Source organism: Variovorax sp. 679 (genome assembly GCF_003952185.1).
Classification (GTDB): domain Bacteria; phylum Pseudomonadota; class Gammaproteobacteria; order Burkholderiales; family Burkholderiaceae_C; genus Variovorax.
In genome coordinates this window covers 156,824-181,853 of the sequence record NZ_RXFS01000013.1, presented here as the reverse complement: position 1 = coordinate 181,853, position 25,030 = coordinate 156,824, and the positions used below count along the sequence as shown (strand labels likewise).

25 protein-coding genes are annotated in these 25,030 nt (G+C 66.4%); 20 read left to right on the top strand and 5 right to left on the bottom strand.

All coding sequences use genetic code 11. The features are described 5' to 3' along the window. Positions 1–3: 3 nt before the first annotated feature. From pcaB to EJO71_RS28970, 13 genes are all read left to right on the top strand, one after another. Positions 4–1,218 (top strand): 3-carboxy-cis,cis-muconate cycloisomerase, encoded by a 1,215-nt coding sequence (gene pcaB / locus EJO71_RS29030; protein ID WP_125952122.1) that lies wholly within the window; start codon positions 4–6, stop codon positions 1,216–1,218. Further along, the gene (locus EJO71_RS29025) at positions 1,215–1,646 is read left to right on the top strand and encodes a carboxymuconolactone decarboxylase family protein (protein WP_125952121.1); all 432 of its coding nucleotides are present in this window, start codon (positions 1,215–1,217) and stop codon (positions 1,644–1,646) included. The genes pcaB and EJO71_RS29025 overlap by 4 nt, the downstream gene beginning before the upstream one ends. Continuing rightward, entirely contained in the window at positions 1,643–2,875 is a 1,233-nt protein-coding gene (locus EJO71_RS29020; protein ID WP_125952120.1) for an MFS transporter, read from the top strand. Before EJO71_RS29025 ends, EJO71_RS29020 begins: the two co-directional genes overlap by 4 nt. Continuing rightward, complete coding sequence (locus EJO71_RS29015; protein ID WP_125952119.1) at positions 2,872–3,636, top strand: alpha/beta fold hydrolase; 765 nt, start codon at positions 2,872–2,874, stop codon at positions 3,634–3,636. Before EJO71_RS29020 ends, EJO71_RS29015 begins: the two co-directional genes overlap by 4 nt. A 134-nt stretch (positions 3,637–3,770) precedes the next feature. Continuing rightward, entirely contained in the window at positions 3,771–5,654 is a 1,884-nt protein-coding gene (locus tag EJO71_RS29010) for a sugar phosphate isomerase/epimerase and 4-hydroxyphenylpyruvate domain-containing protein (protein WP_125952118.1), read from the top strand. 64 nt (positions 5,655–5,718) lie between these two features. Next, complete coding sequence (locus EJO71_RS29005; protein WP_125952117.1) at positions 5,719–7,128, top strand: MFS transporter; 1,410 nt, start codon at positions 5,719–5,721, stop codon at positions 7,126–7,128. A gap of 73 nt (positions 7,129–7,201) precedes the next feature. After that, positions 7,202–7,897, top strand: a complete 696-nt coding sequence (locus tag EJO71_RS29000; RefSeq protein ID WP_125952116.1) for a DsbA family oxidoreductase — start codon at positions 7,202–7,204, stop codon at positions 7,895–7,897. A gap of 122 nt (positions 7,898–8,019) precedes the next feature. Beyond that, positions 8,020–8,502: a hypothetical protein gene (locus EJO71_RS28995; protein WP_125952115.1), complete on the top strand. Its 483-nt coding sequence runs from the start codon at positions 8,020–8,022 to the stop codon at positions 8,500–8,502. Positions 8,503–8,555: 53 nt separating this feature from the next. After that, complete coding sequence (locus EJO71_RS28990) at positions 8,556–10,106, top strand: DUF1800 domain-containing protein (protein ID WP_125952143.1); 1,551 nt, start codon at positions 8,556–8,558, stop codon at positions 10,104–10,106. Between the two features lie 22 nt (positions 10,107–10,128). Next, positions 10,129–11,340: a DUF1501 domain-containing protein gene (locus EJO71_RS28985; protein WP_125952114.1), complete on the top strand. Its 1,212-nt coding sequence runs from the start codon at positions 10,129–10,131 to the stop codon at positions 11,338–11,340. Positions 11,341–11,611: 271 nt separating this feature from the next. Further along, entirely contained in the window at positions 11,612–12,979 is a 1,368-nt protein-coding gene (locus EJO71_RS28980; protein ID WP_125952113.1) for an NHL repeat-containing protein, read from the top strand. A 91-nt stretch (positions 12,980–13,070) separates the two neighbouring features. After that, the gene (locus tag EJO71_RS28975; RefSeq protein WP_125952112.1) at positions 13,071–13,553 is read left to right on the top strand and encodes a hypothetical protein; all 483 of its coding nucleotides are present in this window, start codon (positions 13,071–13,073) and stop codon (positions 13,551–13,553) included. A 42-nt stretch (positions 13,554–13,595) separates the two neighbouring features. After that, positions 13,596–14,345: a tRNA-uridine aminocarboxypropyltransferase gene (locus tag EJO71_RS28970; RefSeq protein WP_125952111.1), complete on the top strand. Its 750-nt coding sequence runs from the start codon at positions 13,596–13,598 to the stop codon at positions 14,343–14,345. A gap of 15 nt (positions 14,346–14,360) precedes the next feature. Here EJO71_RS28970 and EJO71_RS28965 read toward each other — a convergent pair whose 3' ends face one another. After that, complete coding sequence (locus tag EJO71_RS28965; RefSeq protein WP_125952110.1) at positions 14,361–15,188, bottom strand: HDOD domain-containing protein; 828 nt, start codon at positions 15,186–15,188, stop codon at positions 14,361–14,363. A gap of 326 nt (positions 15,189–15,514) precedes the next feature. Here EJO71_RS28965 and EJO71_RS28960 point away from each other — a divergent pair, with 326 nt between their 5' ends. The 3 genes from EJO71_RS28960 to EJO71_RS28950 all read left to right on the top strand — a co-directional run bounded on the left by EJO71_RS28960 (position 15,515) and on the right by EJO71_RS28950 (position 17,982). Beyond that, positions 15,515–15,937 (top strand): hypothetical protein, encoded by a 423-nt coding sequence (locus tag EJO71_RS28960; RefSeq protein ID WP_125952109.1) that lies wholly within the window; start codon positions 15,515–15,517, stop codon positions 15,935–15,937. A 70-nt stretch (positions 15,938–16,007) separates the two neighbouring features. Continuing rightward, on the top strand, positions 16,008–17,132 hold the full coding sequence (locus EJO71_RS28955; RefSeq protein ID WP_125952108.1) for a 3-deoxy-7-phosphoheptulonate synthase: 1,125 nt from the start codon (positions 16,008–16,010) through the stop codon (positions 17,130–17,132). 193 nt (positions 17,133–17,325) lie between these two features. Then, on the top strand, positions 17,326–17,982 hold the full coding sequence (locus EJO71_RS28950; protein WP_125952107.1) for a dihydrofolate reductase family protein: 657 nt from the start codon (positions 17,326–17,328) through the stop codon (positions 17,980–17,982). 42 nt (positions 17,983–18,024) lie between these two features. On the opposite strand, the gene EJO71_RS28945 is transcribed toward EJO71_RS28950, so the two are convergent. Together EJO71_RS28945 and EJO71_RS28940 are read right to left on the bottom strand one after the other, a co-directional pair. Further along, positions 18,025–18,318 (bottom strand): DUF1330 domain-containing protein, encoded by a 294-nt coding sequence (locus EJO71_RS28945; protein WP_125952106.1) that lies wholly within the window; start codon positions 18,316–18,318, stop codon positions 18,025–18,027. A gap of 247 nt (positions 18,319–18,565) precedes the next feature. After that, positions 18,566–19,450 carry a LysR family transcriptional regulator gene (locus EJO71_RS28940; protein ID WP_125952105.1) on the bottom strand — a complete coding sequence of 295 codons (885 nt, stop codon included), beginning with the start codon at positions 19,448–19,450 and terminating at the stop codon, positions 18,566–18,568. 213 nt (positions 19,451–19,663) lie between these two features. On the opposite strand from EJO71_RS28940, the gene EJO71_RS28935 reads away from it, so the two are divergent. Together EJO71_RS28935 and EJO71_RS28930 are read left to right on the top strand one after the other, a co-directional pair. Next, positions 19,664–20,935, top strand: coding sequence for an amidohydrolase (locus EJO71_RS28935; RefSeq protein WP_240651553.1), 1,272 nt, complete (start codon positions 19,664–19,666; stop codon positions 20,933–20,935). A gap of 85 nt (positions 20,936–21,020) precedes the next feature. Beyond that, on the top strand, positions 21,021–21,461 hold the full coding sequence (locus EJO71_RS28930; RefSeq protein WP_125952103.1) for a GFA family protein: 441 nt from the start codon (positions 21,021–21,023) through the stop codon (positions 21,459–21,461). Here EJO71_RS28930 and map read toward each other — a convergent pair. Both map and EJO71_RS28920 read right to left on the bottom strand, forming a co-directional pair. After that, entirely contained in the window at positions 21,446–22,237 is a 792-nt protein-coding gene (map, locus tag EJO71_RS28925) for a type I methionyl aminopeptidase (RefSeq protein ID WP_125952102.1), read from the bottom strand. The two genes, EJO71_RS28930 and map, sit on opposite strands and share 16 nt — an antisense overlap. Then, complete coding sequence (locus tag EJO71_RS28920) at positions 22,237–22,491, bottom strand: ParD-like family protein (RefSeq protein WP_125952101.1); 255 nt, start codon at positions 22,489–22,491, stop codon at positions 22,237–22,239. The genes map and EJO71_RS28920 overlap by 1 nt, the downstream gene beginning before the upstream one ends. A gap of 275 nt (positions 22,492–22,766) precedes the next feature. On the opposite strand from EJO71_RS28920, the gene EJO71_RS28915 reads away from it, so the two are divergent. Together EJO71_RS28915 and EJO71_RS28910 are read left to right on the top strand one after the other, a co-directional pair. Further along, on the top strand, positions 22,767–23,066 hold the full coding sequence (locus EJO71_RS28915) for a hypothetical protein (RefSeq protein ID WP_125952100.1): 300 nt from the start codon (positions 22,767–22,769) through the stop codon (positions 23,064–23,066). A 623-nt stretch (positions 23,067–23,689) separates the two neighbouring features. After that, entirely contained in the window at positions 23,690–24,415 is a 726-nt protein-coding gene (locus EJO71_RS28910; RefSeq protein WP_125952099.1) for a hypothetical protein, read from the top strand. Positions 24,416–25,030: the final 615 nt, after the last annotated feature.

The following is a 25,030-nucleotide window of genomic DNA, read 5'->3' as shown; positions in this document are numbered from 1 at the left end:
GCGATGAGTATTTTCGAAGGCTTCCTTTCCACGTCCGAAACGCTCGGCGCCTTCAGCGACCGCGCTTTCGTCGATGCCATGCTGCGCTTCGAAGCGGCGCTGGCGCGCGCGCAGGCAGCCGAGGGGTTGATCCCCGAGAGCGCAGCGAATTCGATCGTTAGCAGCTGCAAGGTCGAGCTGTTCGACGTTGCCAAGATCGTGCGCGAGAGCGGCCGCGCGGGCAGCGTCGCGATTCCGCTGGTGAAGGCGCTGCGCGAAGCCGTCGGTCTCTTCAATGCCGAGGCCGTGCCTTTCGTGCATTTCGGCAGCACCAGCCAGGACGTGATCGACAGCGCGATGGCTCTTGTCACGCGCGAGGCGGTCGCGCTCGTTGAGTCCGACCTTGCCAAGGCCGCCGATGCGCTGTTGCGCCTGGCCGTGACGCATGCAGAGACGCCGATGCTCGCGCGCACGCTGATGCAGCCGGCTTCCGTCACCAGCTTCGGCTTCAAGTGCGCGGGCTGGGCCGCGCCGCTGGTGCGCAGCCGCATCCGCCTTCGCGATGCCGCGAAGCATGCGCTGCAGCTGCAGCTCGGCGGAGCCGTCGGCACGCTGGCCCAGATGAAGGGGCAGGGCGCCGCGGTGCGCAAGCGCATGGCCCGCGAACTCGGCTTGGGCGATCCGGGCGCGACCTGGCACACGCAACGCGACGAATGGGTCGCGCTCGGTTGCGAGCTGGCCCTCGTCACCGGCAGCCTCGGCAAGATCGCGGTCGACATCTCGCTGCTCGGGCAGTACGAGGTCGGCGAAGTCACCGAGCCCAGCGAGCCGGGCCGTGGCGGCTCGTCGGCAATGCCGCACAAGCGCAATCCGGTGGCCTCGATGGTCGCCATCGCCGCCGCGCACCGTGCGCCTCAGCGCGTGGCCGCCTTGCTCGGCGCCATGCCGCAGCAGCACGAACGCGCCCTCGGCGCCTGGCAGGCCGAGCTGGCCGAATGGCCGCAGCTCCTGATGTCGGCGCACGGCAGCGTGCGCGCGATGGCAGGCGCCTTGCCCGGCCTGCAGGTCGATGCCGCGCGCATGCGCGCCAACATCGACCGGCTGCGCGCAGAACTCCCGCGCGACGCGGCGGACGAATGGTTCGCCCCCGCGCTCGCACACGACGCCGGACAGACCGCGCTCGCCGAAGTGAAGGCGCTGCAGGCACGGCTCGATTCAGACAAGGAACTCTCCCGATGACCACCCCCGAAAACCCGCCCGTCCAGCCCGGCGTCTATGAAGCCGGCCTCGTCAACCGCCGCCGCGTGCTCGGCGACGCCTGGGTCGACAGGTCGCTCGCCAACCGCAACGGCTTCAACGCCGAGTTTCAGGAGCTCATCACGCGCCACGCGTGGAACGACATCTGGGGCCGCCCCGCGCTGGGCGACAAGACGCGCCGCTACATGGTGCTGTCGATGATGCTGGGCATCCACGCCTACGAGGAATTCGCGATGCACGTGCGCGCCGCGCTCGACGCGCCGCCCGAGTCGCGCCTGACGCCCGAGGACATCAAGGAAGTGATCATGATGGCCGCCATCTACTGCGGCGTGCCCGTGGCCAATCACGCTTTTGGCATCGCGACCGGCATCCTGCGCGAGAAGGGCCTGCTGCCTGCGGCGCCGCAGTGACCGCACCGGTCACTCCCTCGAAGGACAGCAAAGGGCGCTTCGGCGTCACTTTCACACTGCTGTTGCCGCTGCTGCTGGCGGCGCAGCCGGTGGCCACCGACAGTTATCTCCCCGCGCTTCCTGCCATCGCAAAGGAGCTCGGCTCGGCCAGCACCAGCCTCACGCTGTTCGTGCTGGCCTTCGGCTTCGCGCAGCTGCTGTGCGGGCCGCTGGCCGATCGCTTCGGGCGGCGGCCGGTGCTGCTGGCGGGGCTGGGCTGCTACACCGTCGCGGCGCTGGGCGGCGCGTTCGCCGACAGCGTGGCGCTGCTCGCGGGCTGGCGCACGCTGCAGGGCTTCTCGATGGCGGCGATCCTCGTGTGTGCGCGCGCCGCGGTGCGCGATCTCTACCCCGCGCACGAAGGCCCGCATGTGATGGCGCGCGGCCTCACGGGCCTCGGCATCGTCGGGCTGATGGCGCCGCTGCTCGGCGCGTGGCTGGTGCAGGGCGCGGGCTGGCGCTGGGTGATGGCCGCGATGGCGGCCTATGCCGCGGTGCTGTTCGCGCTGTGCTGGCGCTCGTTCGGCGAAACGCGCCGGCCGGTGGGTGAGGGCGAGTCGTCCGCGCCGCGCGGCAGCACGCGCGCCGTGTTCGCAAGCCGGTCGTTCCGCGCGTGGGCCTCGGTGGCGGCCACCACCTACGGCGGGCTGTTCTGCTTCCTGCTGCTCTCGCCGATGGTCTACATCGGCTACCTCGGCTGGTCGCCCGCGTGGTACGGCTGGATCCCCGCCGGCGGCTCGCTGGTCTACATCTTCAGCACCACGATGTGCCGCAGCCTGCTGAGGCGCTACGGCCCCGTGCGCACGGTGAAGCTGGGCGCATCGTTGAGCCTTGCCGGCGCGACCATGCAGGCGCTGGGCTGCTGGCTCATGCCTCTGAGCGCGGTGCCGCTGCTGTTCGGCCACGCCGTCTACTGCCTCGGCCACGGCATCCACCAACCCTGCGGGCAGGCGGGCGCGGTGGGCGACTTGCCGCATCTGGCGGGCCGGGCCGTGTCGTGGTCCGGCTTCGGCATGATGATGGTCGCGTTCTGCGCGGGGCAGCTGGCTGCGCGTTTCGTCGATACCGATTTTTCCAACGGCGCCTGGCCGATGGTGCTGCCGATGCTGCTTGCCGGCAGCGTGCTGGTGGCCATCGCGTTCCTCTGGCTGCCGCGTCTGCAACACCCCAAGAAGGAAACCACACCATGACCCGTTTGAATGTCGTTCGCGAGGGCGATGGCCCCATCGTCGTACTCAGCCATGCACTGGGCTGCGACCTGAGCATGTGGGACGGCGTGGCCGCGCAGCTCTCGCGCGCCCACACGGTGCTGCGCTACGACCACCGCAACCACGGCGCGTCGGAAGTTGTGCCCGGTGCGCTGCGCGTGGAAACGCTGGCGCAGGACGTGGCCGAGCTCATCCAGCGCGAGGCGGGCGGCGAGCCCGTGCACTTCGTCGGCCTCTCGATGGGCGGCATGACCGCCCAAGCGCTGGCGGTACGGCACCCGGAGCTGCTGAAGACGATGGTGATCGCCAATTCGGCTGCCCATTACCCCGACCAGTCGCCCTGGCGCGCGCGCGTCGAGACGGTGGCCGCCAAGGGCGTGGCCGCCATCGCTCCCGGCGCCGTGTCGCGCTGGCTCACGCCGGCCTACGTGGGCACGCCCGAGGGCGCTGCCGCCGCGGAGAAGCTGCACGACGTGCTGGTGCGCACCGACGCGCAGGGCTACATCGAGAGCTGCAATGCCGTCGCGGCCATCGATTTCCGCGAGAGCAACCACCGCATCGCCGTGCCCACGCTGGTGATCGGCGGGCTGCAGGACGAGGCCACGCCGATGGCGATGTCGCAGGCCATGGTCGGGGCCATTCCGGGCGCGCGCCTGGCCACCATCGACGCCGCGCACCTGAGCGCGGTCGAACGGCCGGTGGAGTTCACGCAGCTGCTGATCGATTTCTGGCGCAGCCTTTGAAGGGCGTGCGCGGGCTCGGCGGCCTAGGTGTATCCCGTATTTCGTGCGAATGACGAACGTATGTGATCGATCATCGATCAAAGGGCCGCTGAATTGATTGTGGCGCGATCCGGGTGTTTCTAAAGTCCACCCCCATGCATCGCTCCATTGCCACCGTCTCGCTCAGCGGCACGCTCCGCCAGAAGCTCGAAGCCGTCGCCGCCGCCGGTTTCGACGGCATCGAGCTGTTCGAAGCCGACTTCATCAACTTCAAGGGCACGGCCGCCGAACTGGGCCGCATCGCGGGCGACCTGGGCCTGTCGATCGATCTCTACCAGCCATTCCGCGATTTCGAAGGCATGCCCGAGCCGCAGTTCCGCCGCAGCCTGGATCGCGCCGAGCGCAAGTTCGACTTGATGGAGGCGATGGGCGCACCGATGGTGCTGTGCTGCTCCAACACCTCGCCGCTGGCCATCAATGACCAGTCGCTGGCCGCGGCCCAGCTGCACGAGCTGGCCGAGCGCGCCGCGCGCCGCAACCTGCGCGTGGGTTTCGAGGCGCTGGCCTGGGGTCGCCACACTTCGCTGTACGGCCGGGCCTGGGAGATCGTGAAGCAGGCGAACCATGCGCACCTGGGGCTGATCCTCGACAGCTTCCATACGCTGTCGCTGAAAGACGATCCGGCGGGAATCGCCGCAATTCCCGGCGACAGGATCTTCTTCCTGCAGATGGCCGATGCGCCGCTGCTGTCGATGGACGTGCTGCAGTGGGCGCGCCACCATCGCTCGTTCCCGGGGCAGGGCGACTTCGACGTGGTCGGCTTCTTCGAGCAGGTACTGCGCGCGGGCTACACCGGGCCGCTGTCGCTGGAGATCTTCAACGACATCTTCCGCGAGACGCCGAACCGCCGCACCGCGGTGGATGCGATGCGCTCGCTGCTGTATCTGGAAAGCGAGGCGCGCCAGCGCCTGTCCGCCACCGGGCACGTGCAGCCGCAGCGCGTCGAACTCTTCAACCCGCCGACGGTGCCGGCTCTGTCGGGCCTGTCGTTCATCGAGTTCGCCGCCGACGAGGCTTCGGCCGCGACGCTGGCCACGCTGCTCGGCCAGCTCGGCTTCCGTCGCATCGGCAGGCATCGCTCCAAAGCCGTGACGCTGTACCGCCAGGGCGAGATCAACCTGATCGTCAACGCGCAGCCCGATTCGTTCGCGCGCGCCCGCTTCGAGGCGCACGGTACCTCGGTGTGTGCACTGGGCGTGCGCTGCGACGATCCGCTTGCAGCCGTGGGCCGCGCCACCGCCATGCGTTCGCAGCGGCACGACAGCCCGGTCGGCCCCAACGAACTGCGCGTGCCGGCCATCGTCGCGCCGGGCGGCAACCTGATCCACTTCGTGCCCGAGGCGCTGGGCGCCAACGGCCTGTACGAGGCCGACTTCATCCTGGAAGACGAGGGCGCCGGTGCCAACGATGCCGGCCTGCAGCGCATCGACCACGTGGCGCTGGGCCTGGCGGTCGACCAGCTCGACACCTGGGTGCTGTTCACGCGCGCCGTGCTCGGGCTGGAGCCGGGCGAGAGCCTGGAGCTGGCGGACCCCTTCGGCCTCATTCGCAGCCGCGGCGTCGCCAACGCCGACCGCAGCCTGCGCCTCGTGCTCAACGTGTCGCTGAGCCAGCGCACCCGCACCGCGCGCACGCTGAGCGTGACCGGCGGCGGCGCGGTGCACCACATCGCGCTGAGTTCCGCCGACATCTTCGACACGGCCGCGAAGCTGCGCGCCAACGGCACGCGCTTCGTGCCCATCTCCGACAACTACTACGACGACCTGGCCACGCGCATCGACATCGAGCCCGCGCTGCTGGCACGCATGCGCGAAGCGGGCGTGCTGTTCGACCGTTCGCCGGCCGGCGACTACCTGCACATCTATACCGAGAGTTTCGAGGGCGGACTGTTTTTCGAGGTCGCGCAGCGCGTGGGCAGCTACGACGCCTACGGTGCCCTCAACGCACCGGCGCGCATGGCTTCCCAGGCGCAGGATTGATTGACTGGCAGATTGACCGACAGAGAGCTGATTTCATTTTTATCGTCACCACTGGAGACAACACATGGCAAACAACACAGCCCATGAGCCGCAAGGCAGGCACCAGTCGAAGAAGGCCGCCGCAAGCGGCTGGATCGGCTCGGCGCTGGAGTACTACGACTTCTTCATCTACGCCACCGCGGCGGCGCTGATCTTTCCGCAGATCTTCTTCCCGAAGGGCGACCCGACGACGGCCATCGTCGCCTCGCTCGCGACCTACGGCGTGGGCTATGTCGCACGCCCCATCGGCGCCTTCGTGCTCGGCCACTGGGGCGACACGCACGGGCGCAAGCAGGTGCTGGTGCTGTGCATGTTCCTGATGGGCTTCTCCACCGTGGCCGTCGGCCTGCTGCCGACCTACGACCAGGTCGGCCTGCTGGCTCCCGTGCTGCTGGTGCTGCTGCGCCTGGTGCAGGGCTTCGCGGTGGCGGGCGAGATCTCGGGCGCCAGCTCGATGATCCTCGAGCACGCCCCCTTCGGCCGTCGCGGCTTCTTCGCGAGCTTCACGCTGCAGGGCGTGCAGGCCGGCCAGATCCTGGCGGCTGCCGTGTTCCTGCCGCTGGCGCACTACATGCCTGAAGACGCCTTCAACTCGTGGGGCTGGCGCATTCCGTTCCTGCTGAGCTTCCTCGTGATCGTGGCGGGCTACATCATCCGCCGCGAAGTCGACGAGACGCCGGCCTTCGCCGAAGTCGACAAGAAGGGTGAAACGGCCAAGGCGCCGATCATCCAGGCCTTCACCGACAGCTGGGCCGACATGCTGCGCGTGGTCTGCATGGCGCTGATGAACGTCATTCCGGTGGTGGCTACCGTGTTCGGCGCGGCGTATGCCGTGCAGGCCGCCTACGGCATCGGCTTCCAGAAGGACGTGTACCTGTGGATCCCCGTGCTCGGCAACATCCTCGCCGTGATCGTGATCCCGTTCGTGGGCAACCTGTCGGACCGCATCGGTCGCCGCCCGCCGATCATCGTCGGCGCGCTGCTCTCGGGCCTGCTGTCGTTCGTGTACCTGTACGCCATCAGTATCCGCAACGTGCCGCTGGCCATCTGCATGTCGCTGCTGATGTGGGGCATCGTGTACCAGGGCTACAACGCGACCTTCCCGAGCTTCTATCCGGAACTGTTCCGCACCCGCAACCGCGTCTCGGCCATGGCCATCTCGCAGAACATCGGCACCACCTTCACCGCGCTGCTGCCGGCGCTGTTCGCGGCCGTGGCGCCTCCCGGCTCGACCAATGTGTGGTTCACCGTGGGTGCCATCACCTTTGCGGTGACGGTGCTGGCGGCGCTGGCCGCGCTGAGCGCGCGGGAAACCTACCGCATCCGGATGAACGACCTGGGCAAGCCCGATGCGGTGCCGGTCGACAAGAACGAGTACGACCGCCTGCGCGAGAAGACGCTGCAGGACGCGCGACTGGCCAAGGCCGCCGCCTGAGGCTTGCGGGGTACGCGGGCAGGCTGAAAACCTTTTGCCTGCCAAGGGTTGTGGCGCCGTGAAGAATGGCGCCATGACCACCCCCACTTCCTCTTCTCCCTCCCACCTCAAGATCGACTTCGTCTCCGATGTGTCCTGTCCCTGGTGCGCCGTTGGCCTGAGTTCGCTCGAGGCTGCGCTCAGGAACGTGGCACCCGGAGTCACCGCGGAGCTGCACTTCCAGCCCTTCGAGCTGAATCCGCAGATGCCGCCCGAAGGCCAGGACACCTTCGAGCATCTCAACCAGAAGTACGGCTCCACGCGCGAGCAGCAGGCGCAGTCGCGCGAAATGATCCGCCAGCGCGGCGCTGCGGTGGGCTTCGAGTTCAGCCCCGAAGGCCGTCCCCGCGTCTACAACACCTTCAATGCGCACCGGCTGCTGCACTGGGCCGAGCTGGAGAGCCCGGCCAGGCAGGCGGCGCTGAAGAAGCTGCTGTTGAAGGCCTATTTCACCGACAGCCAGAACCCTTCCGACCCCGAGGTGCTGGTGCGCGCAGCCGCCGAAGCCGGGCTCGACCCGGTCCGCGCCCGCCAGATCCTGGACAGCGACGAGTTCGCGCAGGAAACCCGCGAACGCGAGCGCATGTACACCGATGCCGGCATCCACTCGGTGCCCGCGATCATCATCAACGACCGGCATCTCATTTCGGGCGGCCAGCCCGTGGAAGTGTTCGAGCGGGCCTTGCGGCAGATCGCGGGCGCAGCACCCCAGAGCCTGTCGGCAGCCTGACTTAGCTGGCGCTTGGGCGCCAGCTTTGCGCAGCGTTACGAGGGTAAAGAGCGTCAACGCGAAGGGGGTTCCGGCGGTTGAGGATGCGTCCTTGCAGTCCGTCACTCACAGGAGCCCCGAAGATGAAGAAGAAAAGCCTAATCGCCGCGCTCGCCCCCATATTCGCTCTGTTGGCCGCGGCTTCGTTGCCCGCACTGGCCGACGAATACGGCAGGCATCCGTTCTACCTCCACGCCCTGTCCGACCTTCACACCGCCGCCTGGAAAGTGGAACACCGCCGCCCCGAGGACGGGCAGGTCTCGCGCGACGAGCAGGTGGTGATCGACGAGATCCACGCCGCCATTGGCGACCTGCAGCACGCCGCATGGCTCGACGGCAAGCCCGTCGAATGGCGCGAGCCCACCGATGCGTGGCTGCCGCCCGAAGGCCGCCTGCATGCCGCGGTCGACCTGCTGCGCAAGGTGCGCTCCGATGTGGCGCGCGAAGAAGACGATCCGCGCTCGCGGCCGTTCCAGCAGCGTGGCCTTGCGCACGTCGACCTTGCGCTCGCCACCGCGCAGCACGCCATCGGCGACGTTCGCCGCCACGACATGCGCAGGGAGTGAAGGCCGTGCCGGCCGCTTCTGTTTCGCCGTTCTTCTCCACGCGGCGCGCCTCGATGGCGCTTGGCGCATGTGCGCTGGCGCTGCTCGCGGCCTGCGCGAGCGCGCCGGGGGATCACCGGCCGCTTCTTTCGGTGTCGCTGCCTTCTGCGCAGGTGAACGAAGCCACGCGGCTGCGCTGGCTTGATCGCGTGAGCTGGGGAGCCAATGCAAGCAGCGACGCGCAGCTTGCGAAGCGGGGCCTGCCGCTGTGGATGCGCGACCAGCTCAACCCACGCCCCGCACCGCTGCCGCCGGCCGCGCAGGCGCAGATCGACGCGATGGAAATCTCGCGCATGCCGCTCGACCAGCTCGTGACGGAGCTCGATGCGCAGCGCAAGGCGGCCGATGCCTTGCCCGACGAAGACCAGAAGAAGGCGGCGCGGCAGGCCTACCAGCAGCGGCTCAACACGCTGGTGCGAGAGGCGCAGCAGCGCTTCGTGTTGCGCGCGCTCTATTCGCCCAACCAGCTGCAGGAGCAGATGACCTGGTTCTGGATGAACCACTTCAACGTGAACCTGCGCAAGGACAACATCCGCGCGATGGTGGGCGACTACGAAGACAACGCCATCCGCCCGCATGCGCTCGGCAGGTTCCGCGACCTGCTCGGCGCCACGCTGCACCACCCGGCGATGCTGCGCTACCTCGACAACGCGCAGAACGCCGCCAACCGCATCAACGAGAACTACGCACGCGAACTCATGGAGCTGCACACGCTGGGCGTGGGCAGCGGCTACACGCAGGGCGACGTGCAGGAACTTGCGCGCGTGCTCACCGGCGTGGGCGTGAGCTACCAGCCGCTCGACGCGCCGCCACCGAACGTGCGGCCGGCCGTGCGCGCCGACTACGTACGCAAGGGCCTCTTCGAGTTCAACCCGAACCGGCACGACTACGGGCCGAAGACGCTGCTGGGCCTGCCCATCAAGAGCAGCGGCCTTGCCGAAGCCGACGAAGCGCTCGACCGCCTTGCGCGCGCGCCGGCCACCGCACGCTTCGTCTCGCGCAAGCTGGCCGTGTACTTCGTCTCCGACGATCCGCCGCAGGCGCTGGTCGACCGCATGGCGGCGGCCTTCACGCGCAGCGACGGCGACATCGCCGTCACGCTGAAGGCGCTGTTCGAGTCGCCCGAGTTCACCGCCTCGCTGGGCCGCAAGTTCCGCGACCCGGTGCACTACGTGATTGCCGGCGTGCGGCTCGCGTACGACGACCGCGTGGTGTCGAATGTGAACCCGATGCTCGGCTGGATCAACCGAATGGGCGAGCAGCTTTACGGCCACGAGACGCCCGACGGCTATCCGCTCAACGAGGCCGCCTGGGCCAGCGCGGGGCAGATGAACACGCGCTTCGAGATCGCGCGCGCCATCGGCGCGAACGGTGCGGTGCTGTTCCGAGCGGACGACAAGGCGCCGCTGGAGAAGCCGGCGTTCCCGCCGCTGGCCGATTCGCGCGCGGTGCGCACGATGCAGGGGAGCATGAGCGCGGACACGCGCGAGGCGCTGGCGCAGGCGAAGAATCCGCAGGAGTGGAACACCTTCCTGCTGGCTTCGCCCGAGCTGATGCGCCGTTGACCAGGAAGAAGGACACACCGTCATGCAACGTCGAGAACTCCTGAAGCTCGCAGCCGCCGTGCCGTTCACGGGTGCCGCCGCCAGGGTGATGGCCGCACCTTCCGCCGAAGGCGCCAAGCTGCTGGTCGTGTTCCTGCGCGGCGCGTACGACTGCAGCAACCTGCTCGTGCCCACGGGCAGCGACTTCTACTACGCCTCGCGCCCCAACATCGCCATTGCGCGACCCGGCTCGCCCAACGGCGCGCTGCCGCTGGACGGCAACTGGGGCCTGCACCCGGCGCTGGCGCAGAGCGTGATGCCGATGTTCCAGCAGAAGCAGGCCTCGTTCATTGCCTTCGCCGGCACCGACGACCTCACGCGCAGCCACTTCGAGACGCAGGACTCCATCGAACTGGGCCAGGCGCTGGACAAGCGCCGCGACTACCGCTCGGGCTTTCTCAACCGGCTGGCCGGCGTGCTCGGCGCAGGGCCGGTCACCGACGTGTCGCCCATCGCATTCACCGACCAGCTGCCGATCTCGATGCGCGGCAGCGCCAAGGCCGCCAACATGGCGATCGCGGGCAATGCGCGCTCGGGCATCGACGCGCGGCAGAGCCAGGTCATCACGGCCATGTACCGCAACACCCCGCTGGCCCAGCCGGTGGCCGAAGGCTTCCAGGTGCGCGACGAGGTGATGCGCGCGGTGCAGGCCGAGATGGACGCGGCCAGCCGCAACGCCATGTCGGCCAAGGGCTTCGAGCTGGTGGCGCGCCGCATGGCCTTGCTGATGCGCGACCGCTTCGACCTCGGCTTCGTCGACATCGGCGGCTGGGACACCCATGTGGGGCAGGGCGGTGCCACCGGCTACCTGGCCAACCGCTTCGAGGAACTGGGTCGGGGCGTGGCCGGCTTCGCGCAGGAGATGGGCGAGGACGCATGGCGCCAGACCGTGGTGGTCGTCATCAGCGAGTTCGGCCGCACCTTCCGCGAGAACGGCAACCGGGGCACCGACCACGGCCATGGCACCGTCTACTGGGTGCTGGGCGGCGGGCTCTCGGCGCAGGCGGGCGGGCGAGTGGTCGGCGAGCAGCAGGCGCTGACGCAGGCCACGCTGTTCCAGAACCGCGACTATCCGGTGCTCAACGAGTACCGCGCGGTGTTCGGCGGGCTGTTCCAGCGGATGTACGGGCTGTCGCCGGCGCAGCTCGCGAAGGTGTTCGACGGCGTGGCGCCCAAGGACCTGCGGCTGGTCTAGGGCCTGCGTTTCAGGACGCCGGCCCGCGCGCGCTTGCGCCCTGATATCCCTCATTTCGGGGATAGCTGGGACACAAATAGTTAACGAAGATAAGGATCTTCAGACTTCCCGGCCGCTCTCGCGGGGGGCGTTCTTGCTCCGCCCGGGATCTGCGCGCTTCAACCAAGACATATCGCTGCCTCTGGAATTTTTCTTCCGGAGCCGGCCGCGGTTGTCGAAAACCGTCGTTTCGCCGCCAGGCGCAACGCCCAAGAACAAGAAAAGGAAACCGATGTTCTCGTCCCGTTCGACTCCTCTTGCCCGCTTCTGCGCCGTCGCCGCGGCCATCATGGTCCTGGCCTCCTGCGGAGGAGGTTCCGGAGGAGGCGGCTTCGTTCCGCTGGCGCCCGTCGCGCAACCGCAGCCTCAGCCCGAGACACCCGTCGCGACGCATGCGATCGGTGGAACCCTCAGCGGCATCACGAGCGGCAAGCTCGTGCTGCAGAACAACGCGGGCGATGACCTGACGCTCACGGCGGACGGCAAGTTCAGCTTCGCGACCCCCATCAAGGAGGGCAGCGCCTACGCCGTCACGGTGCGCACCCAGCCGCTGTGGCAGTTCTGCACGGTGAGCAATGGCAGCGGCAGCGCAGCCGCCGAGGTCGCCGGCGTGACGGTCACCTGCGCGGAGGCTCGGGCGACGGTCTCGACACTGGCCGGCTCGGGCACCGAGGGCATGCTCGACGGCAACGGGCTCTCCGCCGAGTTCGCCAGGCCCAGGGGCGTGAGGGTGGATGCAGCTGGCAACCTCTACGTGACCGATACCCGGTACAAGCTGATCCGCAAGGTTTCGCCCTCGGGCGCCGTCACGACCGTGGCGGGCAGCGGCGCTGGCGGAACCCTCTCCGATCCTTTCGACCTGGCCCTGGATGCCGCAGGCAACATCTACCTGACCGAGCTCATGGGCAACACGGTTCGCAAGGTCACGCCGGCAGGGGCGGTGAGCACGCTGGCGGGGTCCGGCAGCTTCAGTTCGGTCGACGGGCACGGCACCAGCGCGTCTTTCAACCAGCCTTCGGGCATTGCCTTCGACGCGCAGAACAATCTTTTCATCGGCGACTCGCAGGGCCGGAAGATCCGCAAGATCGCGCCGGACCTCGAGGTCAGCACCTTCGCGGGCTCGGGCGCCCAGGGCACGGACGACGGCACCGGCACGAGCGCGACCTTCAGCGTGCCCGCCGGCATCGCAATGGACGCCGCGGGCAACATGTTCGTGACCGACTTCGGCAGCCACGTGATCCGCAAGATCACGCCGCAGGGTGTGGTCACGACGCCGCTCGGCAAGCGGAGCACGAGCGGTTCCGGCGACGGGAAGGGCAACGACGCGACCTTCTCCTTCCCGGTGGGCATCGCGATCGACTCCAGTGGCAGCCTCTACGTGGCCGACAGCACGGCCCACGTGATCCGCAGGATCACGCCGGACGGCATGGTCAGGACCCTGGCGGGTACCGCGGGCAGACCCGGGGCGAAGGACGACGTGGGCAAGGCAGCGTCGTTCAACACTCCCTACGGCGTGGCGGTGGACGCCGCGGGCAACGTCTACGTGGCCGACCAGTTCAACCACAAGATCCGCAAGATCACGCCGACGCCCGCGCCCTGAGCCGCCGGGGCCCTCATGCGCCATGATCCGGACCGACGTGCGAGAAGGATCAAGAGAAAGAAACATGGCCGTGGTCGAAGAACACCTGCGAATGCCCCAGCTGCAGCGGCTGGGCATGTCCGCCCCGTTGATGCAGCTGGCGGCCGGCCAGTGCATCCACGAGGCGTTCCGCGACTCCTGCCTGGGGCCGCCGTTCCATGCCTACCGCGGTGCCGGCGTGCCCGAGGGGCCGACGCTGGTTCCGCTGTGGGACCACGGCAGCAGGGTCTGCGGCCTCCGGGAGACGGAGGGCGGCCTGGAGTTCATCGAGTTCAGCATCGAAGATCCTGCCGGGTTCGAGTGCGTCGCCGGCACGGAGCAGGGGCTCTGGGCAACCCGATTCGACTTTCTCTACGAATGCGAGCTGTCCGACGAAACCCTGCGCGAGGCTGCGGCGCGGGTCGGCTTCCGCTTCCTGGAGCGGCATCTGGCGGAGAGAGAGGCCGCGGAGGAGCAGCTCGGGAGCTTCAGCAGCCACCGGGCATGGCTGCGGGAACTGGTGGCGGGCATCGACCGCGACGCAGCAGCAGCCTGATCGCCGCGAGCGTCGGCGGCGACACAGCCGAGAATCCCCCGCATGCCCCATGCCGTTTCCCTCCTTCGCGCCGCGCGCCTGGCACGAAGCGCCAAGCCCTTTCTAGCCCGTGGCGGCTTCAAGCGCGAGCGTTGCGCGGGCTGCCGCCTGGTGCCCAGCCATTGCATGTGCGCCATGCGTCCTTCGATCGCCACGCGCGCGGGGGTGTGCCTGCTGATGGCGGACATCGAGCCGCTCAAGCCGACCAACACCGGATGGCTGGTCGCCGACGTCGTGGCCGACACCTTCGCTTTCGGCTGGGCCCGCACCGAAACCGATCCGGCGCTGCTGGCGCTGTTGAGCGACCCGCAATGGCAACCCTACGTGGTGTTTCCGGGGCAGTATGCGGCGCCCGAGCGGGTGGTCGAGGCCGTCGAGTCGCCCGGCTCCGAGGGCAGTGCTGTCGGGAAGCGCCCGCTCTTCATCCTGTTCGATGCGACTTGGGCCGAGGCGCGCAAGATGTTCCGCAGGAGCCCCTATCTCGACCGGCTGCCGGTGCTGAGCCTGCAGCCGGAGCAGATCACGCAATACAAGCTGCGCAACTCCGGCCGCGACGACCACTTCTGCACCAGCGAGGTGGCCGCGATGTGCATGAACCTGGCGGGCGAGCATGTCGCCGAACAGACGCTGGAGGCCTATCTTCTGGTGTTCACCCACCACTACCTGCGTGCGAAGAACCAGCAGCCCATCGTGTGGGATGGCGCAGCACACCAGAGGCTGCGCGAGGTGTTGTCCGGTACGCGGCCTGCGTGACCGCCGGCACCGGCGTCAGGCGATCATCGATTCGAGATCGGCCGCAAGCTCTCGCGGCGCCGGCATTTCCTGGACGATGTCCTCGGTGATGCCGACGGCCATTGCCGACTGGCTCGGCCAGAAGCCGCCGATGTTGCCGAGGTCCACCCCCTGGCGCTCCAGGGCCACGCGCCACACGGCAAGGTGCAGGATGCCGCCGAGCACATCGGGGTGTTCCGAACTGGTCGGACTCACGAAGCTGGAAAGCGCGCTGACCAGGTCGGGAGCGAAGCCCCAGCGTTGCGCCAGGGACGCGCTCACGTCGCCATAGTGATAGCCGAACTCGACGAGTTCGAGCTGCGCGCGCCCCAGCGCCTCGAAGGGGTGGGCGGCATTCAGCGCCGCCATGCGCTCGGGCATCGCCTGCGCCATGATCAGGTGGCCGATGGCGTGCATGCTGCCCGCGGTGAAGGCCAGGTTGGGGTCGACGTGCCGTGTCTTTGTCGCCAGGTACCTCGAGACCGACGCCACGCGCAGGCTGTGCGCCCAGAAGGCCGGGAGGCCGACGCCATTCACCTTCCTGAAGGCTCCCGCCAGCCCCGAACTAACGACCACCGACCGGATGGCGGAGAGCCCGAGCATCAGGATCGCGCCCTGTATCGAGGAAATCTTGCGCCGCAGTCCGAAGAGCGGCGAGTTGACCATCTGCAGCACCTTGGCCGCGAGCACCTGGTCGAGTTCGACCCGATGCGCGATGGCCGCGAAGGACACCTCGTCGTCGCGCAGCATTTCCATCAGGTCGGACACCACCCTCGGCACGGTGGGAAGCGACTCGTCATTGGCAAAGAGTTCGTCGAGTGTCATGGCGCTGGGGTATTTGTTGTCTGGCCTATGTATGCAAAAGATTGTCCTCCAGCACACCCCCAGGCAAACGCCCGAACAGACGCGAATACGCAATTTCTACGGATTCCGGTGGGGCGAAGCCTCGATCAGGTCGGCCTCGCTGCGGTCGCTCCAGAGGTGCCTACGGGAATACCCTGAAACATTGGCACCCGCCGGCTGGCGCGCGGCGCCACCTATGAGCCCACCTGCCGATGTGGCACCATCGCCGTCCTGCGGACGACGGCCCTGCCTGCCGGGGGGACGGGTTGGTCTCCGCCGGGCTCTCCCACCGCATGGAGGACGTCAAGATGCCTGCTGCCATGTTCGCCGCCCTGTTCTTCACGGTGGCACTTCTCGTCACGACGGCGTACTTCATCATGGGCTCCATCCCGCTGCTGGTGCTGAAGCACGACACGCCGCTCGACGCCCGCTTCGTGCGGGGCTTCTTCAACATCTACTACGTCGCGGCATTCGTGACCGCCTCCGCGACGGCGCTCAGCTTCGCCACCGCGGGCCGCCCGTGGATCGCGGCAGGCGCGGCCGTGCTGGCGGCGGTTGCCGTCGTCCTGCGCCGGAGGGTCATTCCGAAGATGGATGCGCTCGGGGCGCAGATCCAGTCGAACTACATGGATGCGATACCGGGGTTCCGCAGGACCCACATCATTGCGATCCTGATCAACATAGGGCAGCTGGTGGCCATCGTCTGGTGCCTCATCGCCGTGGGGAAGTGAGCCGCCCTGGGCTGGGTGGCGCCGGGAGGACAATCGGGGAAGCCATCAATCCCGAATCACAGCCACGACCATGTCCCGCCTCGACGACCCCCTCCACGACGCCGAAATCGGCTCCCGCGACAGCACCCTCGACACCACCCGCATCGACGACGTGCGCATCGGCGCCGTCCGTCCGCTCATCACGCCCGCGCTCCTGCAGGAACGCGTGCCCGTTCGCGACAACACACTGGCACTGGTGGAAAGCAGCCGCGCGGCGATCGCCGACGTGCTGCACGGCCGCGACGACCGGCTGGTGGTCGTGGTCGGCCCGTGCTCCATCCATGACCACGACCAGGCCATCGAATACGCGCAGCGCCTGAAGAAGGTTGCCGATTCCCTGCAGGACGACCTGCTCATCGTGATGCGCGCCTACTTCGAGAAGCCGCGCACCACCGTCGGCTGGAAGGGCTACATCAACGATCCGCACCTGGATGGCAGCTTCGCCATCAACGAAGGCCTGGAGCGCGCCCGGCGCCTGCTGCTCGAGCTGACCACCCTGGGCCTGCCGACCGGCACCGAATTCCTGGACCTGCTGAGCCCGCAGTTCATTGCCGACCTGATCGCCTGGGGCGCCATCGGCGCACGCACCACCGAGAGCCAGAGCCACAGGCAACTGGCTTCGGGCCTGAGCTGCCCGGTCGGCTTCAAGAACGGCACCGACGGCAGCATCAAGGTGGCGGCCGACGCCATCCTCGCTGCGCGTGCGCCGCACGCCTTCATGGGCATGACCAAGATGGGCATGGCCGCCATCTTCGAGACTCGCGGCAACGACGACTGCCACGTGATCCTGCGCGGCGGCAAGGCCCCCAACTATTCGGCCGCCGACGTGGCGGCCTGCTGCGAGACGCTGGAGGCAAGCGGCCTGCGGCCCCAGGTGATGATCGATGTCTCGCACGGCAACAGCAGCAAGCAGCACCAGCGGCAGATCGTGGTCGCGGAAGATGTGGCGGCCCAGATCGCGGGCGGCGAGAGCCGCATCACCGGCATCATGATCGAGAGCCACCTGGAAGAGGGGCGGCAGGACCTGAAGCCCGGCGTTGCGCTGAAGCACGGGGTCTCGATCACCGATGCCTGCATCGGCTTCGCGCAGACGGTGCCGGTGCTGGAGGGGCTGGCCTCGGCGGTGAAGGCTCGGCGGAGGTTGTCGAAGGGGTGAGGCTGCAATGGCGCGCTGCGCCATCAGGGCCGGTCCATGATCGCGGCGTTGGCGTTCGCGAGAACTGTCTTGTGGTCTTCGGGCATTTCGTCGTTCCGGCTTTGGTCAACCCGAACAATCGCGACCGCGATTCGCGGGAAGGGAACTCTCAAGGTCTAAACTGCAGCCCCGCTTCTTGCAGGAGACAAGCCTCATGACCCGATTGCTCGTGCGCAGCTTCGGCGTTTCGCTAGACGGTTTCGCGGCCGGCCCGGATCAGAGCCTGCAGCACCCGCTGGGCGTTCGCGGCCCCGAACTCATGGACTGGTTCTTTCCCACGCGCGTCTGGCAGCAGATGCAGAAGACGGGCGAGACCAACGGCGAGACCGGCGTCGACAACGCGATGGCCGAACAGAGCTTCGTCGAGATCGGCGCCTGGATCCTCGGGCGCAACATGTTCGGGCCGGTGCGCGGCCCCTGGCCCGACGAGAGCTGGAAAGGCTGGTGGGGCGACGAGCCCCCGTACCACGTGCCGGTCTTCGTGCTGACCCACCATGCCCGAGCGCCGCTGGCAATGAAAGGCGGCACGACCTTTCACTTCGTCACCGGCGGCATCCACGATGCGCTTGCGCAGGCACGCGCCGCCGCGGGTGGTCGCGACGTGCGCTTGGGTGGCGGTGCGGCTACCGTGCGCGAATATCTGAAGGCCGGCCTGATCGACGAACTGCACCTGGCCGTGCGGCCGGTGCTGCTGGGCAAGGGCGAAGCACTGTTCGCTGGCCTGGATCTGCCGGCGCTAGGCTACAGATGCGAACGGCAGGTGGCAGGCGAGCGCGCCACGCACATGTTCCTGCGCCGCAACGCGTCTTGACGTGGGGCGGGCGGCTCGAATGCCGACAGGGCCCGCCCGTGGCTACTCAATGCCTTCAATGATCCGCAGATCCCGTTCGGCGCCATCACCCAGCGCCGCAAGCGCTGCCTGGTATTCGGGGCTGTCGTGCACAGCCGTGGCATGCGCGAGGCTGTCGAACTCGACCACCACGGTACGTTGGGCCAGGCCGTATTCGTAGACCTTGGCCGGCAGGCCGCGTGCCAGGAAGCGCCCGCCGCCGCCGGTGATCGCGGGGCCGGCCAGCTTTGCATAGGCCGCAAGTTTGTCGGTGTCACTGATGGCGCGGTATGCGCTGACCCAGTAGGCTTTTGCCATGGTGATTTCTCTCCGTTGTTCGGCGAGCAATATAAAGCGAACACCGTGAACGTGCCGCAGCCATGAGCTGGACAAGCTCTTTGATCGACCTCACACGTCGATCCGCATACCGAGACCATCGAACCCCCCGCGAGTCACTGACACCTCGCAACACCGCTGCTTCAGATGTCTGGCTGTGGCCGGATGATGTTGTCACAGGCATCGGACCGCGGCGCGCTTCATGCGTCCTTTCGAGAGGCAGCAGAGCTCAATCGCGCAGCGTCTTCGCGATCAGCTCACGCAGCATCGACAGCGCGGGCAGTTCGGTACGCCCCGCGAGCGTGATCAACCCGAACAGCGCCCGGGTCGCTATTGCGGGCCTCACAGGCAGCTCCACCAGGTCCGGCGCGGCCGCGCGGATCGCGAACAGGATCGCATCGCTGTCGCGCACCACCTCGACCAGGCTCGACAGCTCGTTGCAGCGCAGGCTCACGCACTCGTCGGGATGCCCTTCGGGGCCGTAGGCATCGACCATCTCGCGCACCACTTCGTCGCCCAGCTTGGTCGAGGCGATCGGGTACTCGCGCACGGCATCGAAGCTGAGCGCGCCGCGCTTTCGCGCGAGCGGATGGCCGGCCCGGCACATGAAGGCTCCGCGCATCTCGGCCACCGTCTCCACGTGCAGGTCCGTCGCCGGCCTGAGCGATCGCACCTCCATGAGCACCGCATCCAGTTGGCGGTCGCGAAGTGCCTGCAAGAGCCGGCTGCCTTCGCCGCGCAGGATGTCCACGCGGATCGTCGCACCGCGCCGAGCCATGCCCGCCATCAGTGGCCTGGTCAGCAGCGTGCCGGGCCCGGAGCCCAGGCCGACGCGCAATGTGCCGGTGCGGCCTCCGAGCTTGCGTCCGCCGGACGCCACGAGTTCGTCGGCATCGAACACCAGCTGACGGGCCTGCTGCAGCACATCGCGGCCGAATTGGGTGAGCTCGCTGCGCCGCCCCACGCGATCGAACAGCTTGCGGCCCAACTCTTCCTCGAGTGCGTGGATGCTGCGGCTCAGCGCAGGCTGCGTGAGGAAGAGTGCTTCCGCCGATCGCGTGAAGGAGGCGGTCTCGGCCAGCGAGATCAGGTGCCGCAGTTGTACGAGCGTCATCGTCGAGGCCATGCAGTTGCCATGAGATCAAATTATGGCAACGCAAACAACAATGCATTGGACTTTGGATTGGCCGCTCTCTAGATTCCGGTTTCCGTGCGTCGGGACCGCATACGGCCATTCGAGTCCGCACGGCGTCGCAACCATTTCAAATCAACGAGACATCCGATGCCCCTGCCAACCTTCCGCCGACTTTCTCTTTCTGCTCTCGTCATGTGCGCCGTCGCGCCAGTCGCCTTCGCGGAGAAGCCCACGCCGCGCATCGATGCGCTCGTCGACGGCATGTACCCGCAGCTCGAGACGATCTACAAGGACATCCACGCCAACCCGGAGTTGAGTTTCAGGGAGACTCGCACGGCATCCAGGCTCGCGGCGGAGATGCGTGATCTGGGCTTCGAAGTGACCGAGAAGGTCGGCCGCACCGGTGTTGTCGCGATCTACAAGAACGGCTCGGGACCCACGGTGCTCGTGCGCACGGAGCTCGACGCGCTGCCGATGGAAGAGAAGACAGGCCTGCCTTATGCCAGCAAGGCCAAGGCCGACTGGAATGGCCGCGAGACCTTCGTCGCGCACAGCTGCGGGCATGACATCCACATGGCGAGCTGGGTCGGGACCGCGCGAACGCTGATTGCGCTCAAGGACCAGTGGAAGGGCACGCTGATGTTCATCGGCCAGCCGGCGGAGGAGGCCGGTGGCGGCGCCAAGGCCATGCTGGCCGACGGTCTGTTCAAGCGCTTCCCCAAGCCCGACTTCGCGTTCGCCCTGCACACGAGCCCCTCGCCATATGGTTTCGTGGGGTACCGCGTCGGCGCCATTACCTCCGCCGCCGATGGCCTCGAAATCACGTTCAAGGGGCGTGGTGGTCACGGCTCGGCACCCGACAAGACCATCGACCCCATCGTGATCGCCGCGCACTTCGTGACCGACGTGCAGACAGTGGTCAGTCGCGAGAAGGATCCGGCCGAGTTCGGCGTCGTGACCATCGGCGCGATCCAGGGCGGCACCGCGGGCAACATCATTCCCGACACGGTCTTGCTCCGGGGCACTGTTCGCAGCTACAAGCCCGAAGTGCGCGAGAAGATGCTGGCCGGAATCCGGCGCACCGCGAAGGCGGCAGCCGCGATGGCGGGGGCGCCCGAGCCTGCGATCGAGTTCGGGGACGGTGGCGCGGCGGTCATCAACGACGAGGCCGTTGTCCAGCGCACGGTCGCGGCACTCAAGGCACAACTGGGCGCAGCCAAGGTGGTGCAGGTGCCGCCCATCACGGCAAGCGAAGATTTCTCCGAGTACGTGAACGCAGGCGTGCCGTCGATGTTCTTCTTTGTCGGCGTGAGCGACCCGAAGGACGTCGCCGAATCGCTGAAGCCCGGTGGCAAGCCGCTGCCGTTCAATCACTCGCCCTTCTTCGCTCCGGTTCCGGAGCCTTCCATCAAGATGGGGATCCAGGCCATGACCACGGCCGTGTTGACCGCGATGAACAAGTGACGACTTGGCATCGCGACAGCAGGAGTGATTCACTGCACTCGAATCCGCGTTTGAAGTGAATCATCAATCGGAAGGAGGCTGATCGATGCTGAGAGGAAGCTGTCTCTGCCAAGGCGTGGCGTTCGAGATCGACGGCGCGCTGAAAGACCCGCTGTATTGCCATTGCTCGATGTGCCGCAAGGCGCACGGCACGGCCTTCCGCGCGCGAGCCAAGGCGCTCGCAAAGGAGTTTCGCTGGAGCAGGGGTGAAGAACTGGTCCGGTACTACGAGTCGTCGCCCGGCGAGCACCGTGGGTTCTGCTCGGTGTGCGGCTCCAGCCTCATCAGCAAGTTCGACGCGAAGCCGGCCGTCTATGGCCTTGCGCTCGGCGTGCTCGACGACGATCCGCAGGTCAGGCCTGTCTGCCATGTGTACGTCGGGTCGAAGGCGCCGTGGTTCGAGATCACCGACTCGTTGCCTCGATACGAGACGCTGCCTCCCCGTGTCGGCCAGGGCATCGGGCCTCGCGATCAGACCGACGGGTAAGTCCCCGTGCCCCCGGGCCATGGCGTAAGCACTGCGTAGCCATCCGGCGTCACGGCCACCATGTGTTCCCACTGGGCGGACAGCGACCTGTCCTTCGTCACCACCGTCCATCCATCGGGCAACTGCCTGGTCTCGAGCCTGCCTGCGTTCAGCATCGGTTCGATGGTGAAGATCATTCCCGGCACCAGCCTGAGCCCTTCGCCGCGCCGCCCGAAGTGCAGCACCTGCAGGTCCTCGTGATAGACCTGCCCGATGCCGTGTCCGCAGTATTCGCGCACCACGCTGAAATGCTCGCGGTGAGCGACCGACTGGATGGCATGGCCGACATCGCCCAGCGTCGCTCCGGGCCTGACCTCGCGAATGCCTGCCAGCATGGCTTCGTACGTGGTCTCCACAAGGCGACGGGCCAACACACTGGGCTCTCCCACGAAGAACATCCGGCTGGTGTCGCCGAACCAGCCGTCCTTGATGACGGCGACGTCGATGTTGACGATGTCGCCCTTCTTCAGGATCTTGTCGGGGGAGGGGATGCCGTGGCAGACCACCTGGTTGACGGATGTGAGGATGGTCTTGGGATAGCCGAGATAGCCCACGTTGGCCGGGATGGTGCCCTGCACGTTCACGATGTAGTCGTTGCAGATCCGGTCGAGCTCTTCCGTGCTCACCCCGGGCACGACATGGGGCTCGATCATGCCGAGGACCTCCGCCGCAAGCCTGCCGGCCCGCCGCGCCATCTCGATCTGCTCGGGGGACTTGATGACGATGCCGCGTGCCATCAGCGCTTTCCGGCGGAAGACGACCGGGGCGTCGCCGGTTGGGCTGTGGCAGCCGCGAGGATGTCCAGGCCCCCCGAAAGTTCGGCCTGTATCAGCAGCTGGCAGATTTCACGGTGATCCAGCTCCGGGTGCAGCTCGGTCAGCATGCCGACCCGCATCCAGTGCTCGGCCTGGCCGTTGATGGACCTGCCGAGCGCGTTGCCTGCCACGCGCAGGTTCTCGTGCATGAGGTCGGAGATTTTTACGATGCCCATTGGCAGACTCTGTATGAAATGTATGCGAAGTATATATGTTTCGTATAGACCAATGCCATTCGAGCAGACGAGGCTGATGAAGAAGAGCGAGCCGCGGGAAAGAGACTGCGGTTGGAGGGCAAAGGCTTCGATGCCGCGAGGACAGCCGGCTCGGGCGCTGCCACGCTGTATCTGCGATTGGCAGCTTCGGAGCGAGGCGCAAGACGGGTTCGAGTTTTTGCACTGACAGCCTGTCCGGCTACAGTCGACCAATTGCGGACATTCAAAGGAGCTTCATGTTCAGCTTGCTGACGGATTTCGTCGTCGGAATCTTCGAGTTCATCATTGACGTAGTGCTCTTCAGAGGGCAGCGCCGCAAGCGCGGTCACGACGACCGCGCATTCTCCGAGGACGCGCGCGAGATCGCGCGCTTTGACTTCATCACATTGACCTACATTAGTCTCGCATCGGTCGCGTTGATGCTCTTTCTGAGTTTCATCGCCGGTGTTTCGGTGGGCTGGAGCGTGGCAGCTGGTATCGCTGTGGGCGTGGTTTGGGGCGTCTGGCGATACATGCAGTTGGTCAATAGACTATGAGAGCATGGGCGCGACAACCAGCAATAGGATGACGGACTGCGGCCAGAACCGGCCGTTCGCCGAGCCGGCACAACGCGGCCACAAGCGGACATAGCCCTGAGCAAGCGAACTTGAATATCTCGTTCCACTTCAACTCATGAGTGCAACTCATCGCACCGATCAGATCCTCCTCCACGCAGCTGAGCCTCCCTCAGCGGGAAGCCATCGTGTTGTGTCAAGGGTGGAAGTGGAAACTGGGTCTGGCTATGTTCATGTCTTGCAGAACACGGTCGCATCCAAGCATGAACTCGACACCTTTTGGGCATCATGTCTCAGCGCTGATCAGTCCATTGAGCCCGTGCGAGCTCAAATAGAGGCGGCAGACCCGGCCCACCTGCAGGGGATTCTCGAATCCATTAGACGCGATCTTGCTCGAGTGGAAAGTGTCGCGACGATCAATTTGTTGACGCCGGTAGATGAGTGCTTTCACGTCATAAATGGATGCGAGCATTGTTTTGGGCATGTGTTACTGCTGAGCTCACGTGGCAACGCTGTGTTCATTCATTGGCATCGGGAGTCGTAGACTCCACTCGGCCACAACCAGACGATTGCAGATTGCGAAACCCCAACCTCATCAACGCGCTATGACTTTGCGTGCCGATCCTGAATTACTGGCTCTCTTCGAAAAGGTTCAAAAACTTTTGCCTCTTCAGTCGACTGACCTTCGCCAAGCAAACGTTCGCCCGGCTCCGCTTGATCTTGATGCACTAGTCGATCATTCCAACGAGTATTTGGCCGGAATGGCTGAAGCCGAGTTCGAAAGGAAGAAATCCTTTTGGACAGACGCACAACTGATACTTGAGCGCTGGGAGTCTGAATCATCCGCATCGGATCAGATCCTCTGTGAGGAGGGATTTGTTGCGGCCCTAACTGCGTTGGCCGCATTGCCTGAGCAAGCATTCCAAGGCTCGCTTGGAGTCAGTCGCCATCTGCCTACGAAGATCGATGATGCTGCCGCCTATGGGTGTCCGGCACTGCTCATGCTCATTAGCCTTCGTTCGATCTGCTTTGGAGAGCGCCGTGGACTCGATCAGGTTGCGGATTTCGTTGAACGTAAGGGATGGCGGTTCACAAGGCTACTGCCAGACCATGTCGGCGCTACTGTCAGCGGATTTCGGGTGCTCTATGGCTTCACGCATAGTCAAGAAGATGCGGGGGCGCTTCTGGATTGGTCTCGAAGTATTCTGGGCGCAAAACAGAATGAAAGCGCTCAAATCTCTCTGCTCGCTGCCATCTATTCGCTCTTGGCGACGGTTGGGAAAACTGCGCAGAAAAGCGATCCCGAAATCCTTCTGCGCTTTGCACAATAGTGCATTTTTGAGACGTTGTTTCTAGACAGGTGAGCTCACGTTTGAATGTCAGCTTCCGAATGAGTTCGATGACTGCAATGGGCCCCATGCCGACGTTCGACCTTGCCGTAAGCAGACTCTCAGCCTCCATCAGAAGTGCGCTCTTCATCACCGTTCCATTCATTCAGGACAAGGCCAAGCGCCCTTCGGGCCTCGGTCTTCAAGATTGCGCCATGACCAACCACCGGCGATCTGCGAAAACAAAGTCAAGCCGCAAGCTGCCCTCAGGCCTGATTGCATTGGCTGTTTTCGTTGCCTTCGCCTTGATGGGAGCGTTGTTTGGATTTGGCAGGAGTGGAAACTCCGGTGGCGCGATAGGGGCCGAAATTTGCCGGGCTACCTGTACTGCGCGAGGCTGGCGAGACGGTTCATTGGTTCCTCCAGAACGCGCTGCGACGGGAACCTCGCATGGCCCCAAGACCTGCCAGTGTCGATGATGGCGTCGCAGACGCTGGCCGCATGGGGCTGACTGCAGGCGGTACATCACTGTTGCAATCAGCGTTTGGTCTCAGCGAGTGCGCAATTCGCCGATTGGCCTGGTGAGTTCAGTGCGACGACCATCGCTTCCAGGCTTGA

Bases quoted from the DNA above. Each gene is read 5' to 3' on its own strand.
- EJO71_RS28990 (WP_125952143.1), top strand. From the start codon at position 8,556: ATGGCGCTTGGCGCATGTGCGCTGGCGCTGCTCGCGGCCTGCGCGAGC.
- map (WP_125952102.1), bottom strand. From the start codon at position 22,237: ATGGCACGCGGCATCGTCATCAAGTCCCCCGAGCAGATCGAGATGGCG.
- EJO71_RS28970 (WP_125952111.1), top strand. From the start codon at position 13,596: ATGCCCCATGCCGTTTCCCTCCTTCGCGCCGCGCGCCTGGCACGAAGC.
- pcaB (WP_125952122.1), top strand. From the start codon at position 4: ATGAGTATTTTCGAAGGCTTCCTTTCCACGTCCGAAACGCTCGGCGCC.
- EJO71_RS28945 (WP_125952106.1), bottom strand. From the start codon at position 18,318: ATGGCAAAAGCCTACTGGGTCAGCGCATACCGCGCCATCAGTGACACC.
- EJO71_RS29010 (WP_125952118.1), top strand. From the start codon at position 3,771: ATGCATCGCTCCATTGCCACCGTCTCGCTCAGCGGCACGCTCCGCCAG.
- EJO71_RS29005 (WP_125952117.1), top strand. From the start codon at position 5,719: ATGGCAAACAACACAGCCCATGAGCCGCAAGGCAGGCACCAGTCGAAG.
- EJO71_RS28995 (WP_125952115.1), top strand. From the start codon at position 8,020: ATGAAGAAGAAAAGCCTAATCGCCGCGCTCGCCCCCATATTCGCTCTG.
- EJO71_RS28985 (WP_125952114.1), top strand. From the start codon at position 10,129: ATGCAACGTCGAGAACTCCTGAAGCTCGCAGCCGCCGTGCCGTTCACG.
- EJO71_RS28935 (WP_240651553.1), top strand. From the start codon at position 19,664: ATGTGCGCCGTCGCGCCAGTCGCCTTCGCGGAGAAGCCCACGCCGCGC.
- EJO71_RS28960 (WP_125952109.1), top strand. From the start codon at position 15,515: ATGCCTGCTGCCATGTTCGCCGCCCTGTTCTTCACGGTGGCACTTCTC.
- EJO71_RS28950 (WP_125952107.1), top strand. From the start codon at position 17,326: ATGACCCGATTGCTCGTGCGCAGCTTCGGCGTTTCGCTAGACGGTTTC.
- EJO71_RS28920 (WP_125952101.1), bottom strand. From the start codon at position 22,491: ATGGGCATCGTAAAAATCTCCGACCTCATGCACGAGAACCTGCGCGTG.
- EJO71_RS28955 (WP_125952108.1), top strand. From the start codon at position 16,008: ATGTCCCGCCTCGACGACCCCCTCCACGACGCCGAAATCGGCTCCCGC.
- EJO71_RS29025 (WP_125952121.1), top strand. From the start codon at position 1,215: ATGACCACCCCCGAAAACCCGCCCGTCCAGCCCGGCGTCTATGAAGCC.
- EJO71_RS29015 (WP_125952119.1), top strand. From the start codon at position 2,872: ATGACCCGTTTGAATGTCGTTCGCGAGGGCGATGGCCCCATCGTCGTA.
- EJO71_RS29000 (WP_125952116.1), top strand. From the start codon at position 7,202: ATGACCACCCCCACTTCCTCTTCTCCCTCCCACCTCAAGATCGACTTC.
- EJO71_RS28965 (WP_125952110.1), bottom strand. From the start codon at position 15,188: ATGACACTCGACGAACTCTTTGCCAATGACGAGTCGCTTCCCACCGTG.
- EJO71_RS28940 (WP_125952105.1), bottom strand. From the start codon at position 19,450: ATGACGCTCGTACAACTGCGGCACCTGATCTCGCTGGCCGAGACCGCC.
- EJO71_RS28915 (WP_125952100.1), top strand. From the start codon at position 22,767: ATGTTCAGCTTGCTGACGGATTTCGTCGTCGGAATCTTCGAGTTCATC.
- EJO71_RS28980 (WP_125952113.1), top strand. From the start codon at position 11,612: ATGTTCTCGTCCCGTTCGACTCCTCTTGCCCGCTTCTGCGCCGTCGCC.
- EJO71_RS28975 (WP_125952112.1), top strand. From the start codon at position 13,071: ATGCCCCAGCTGCAGCGGCTGGGCATGTCCGCCCCGTTGATGCAGCTG.
- EJO71_RS28910 (WP_125952099.1), top strand. From the start codon at position 23,690: ATGACTTTGCGTGCCGATCCTGAATTACTGGCTCTCTTCGAAAAGGTT.
- EJO71_RS28930 (WP_125952103.1), top strand. From the start codon at position 21,021: ATGCTGAGAGGAAGCTGTCTCTGCCAAGGCGTGGCGTTCGAGATCGAC.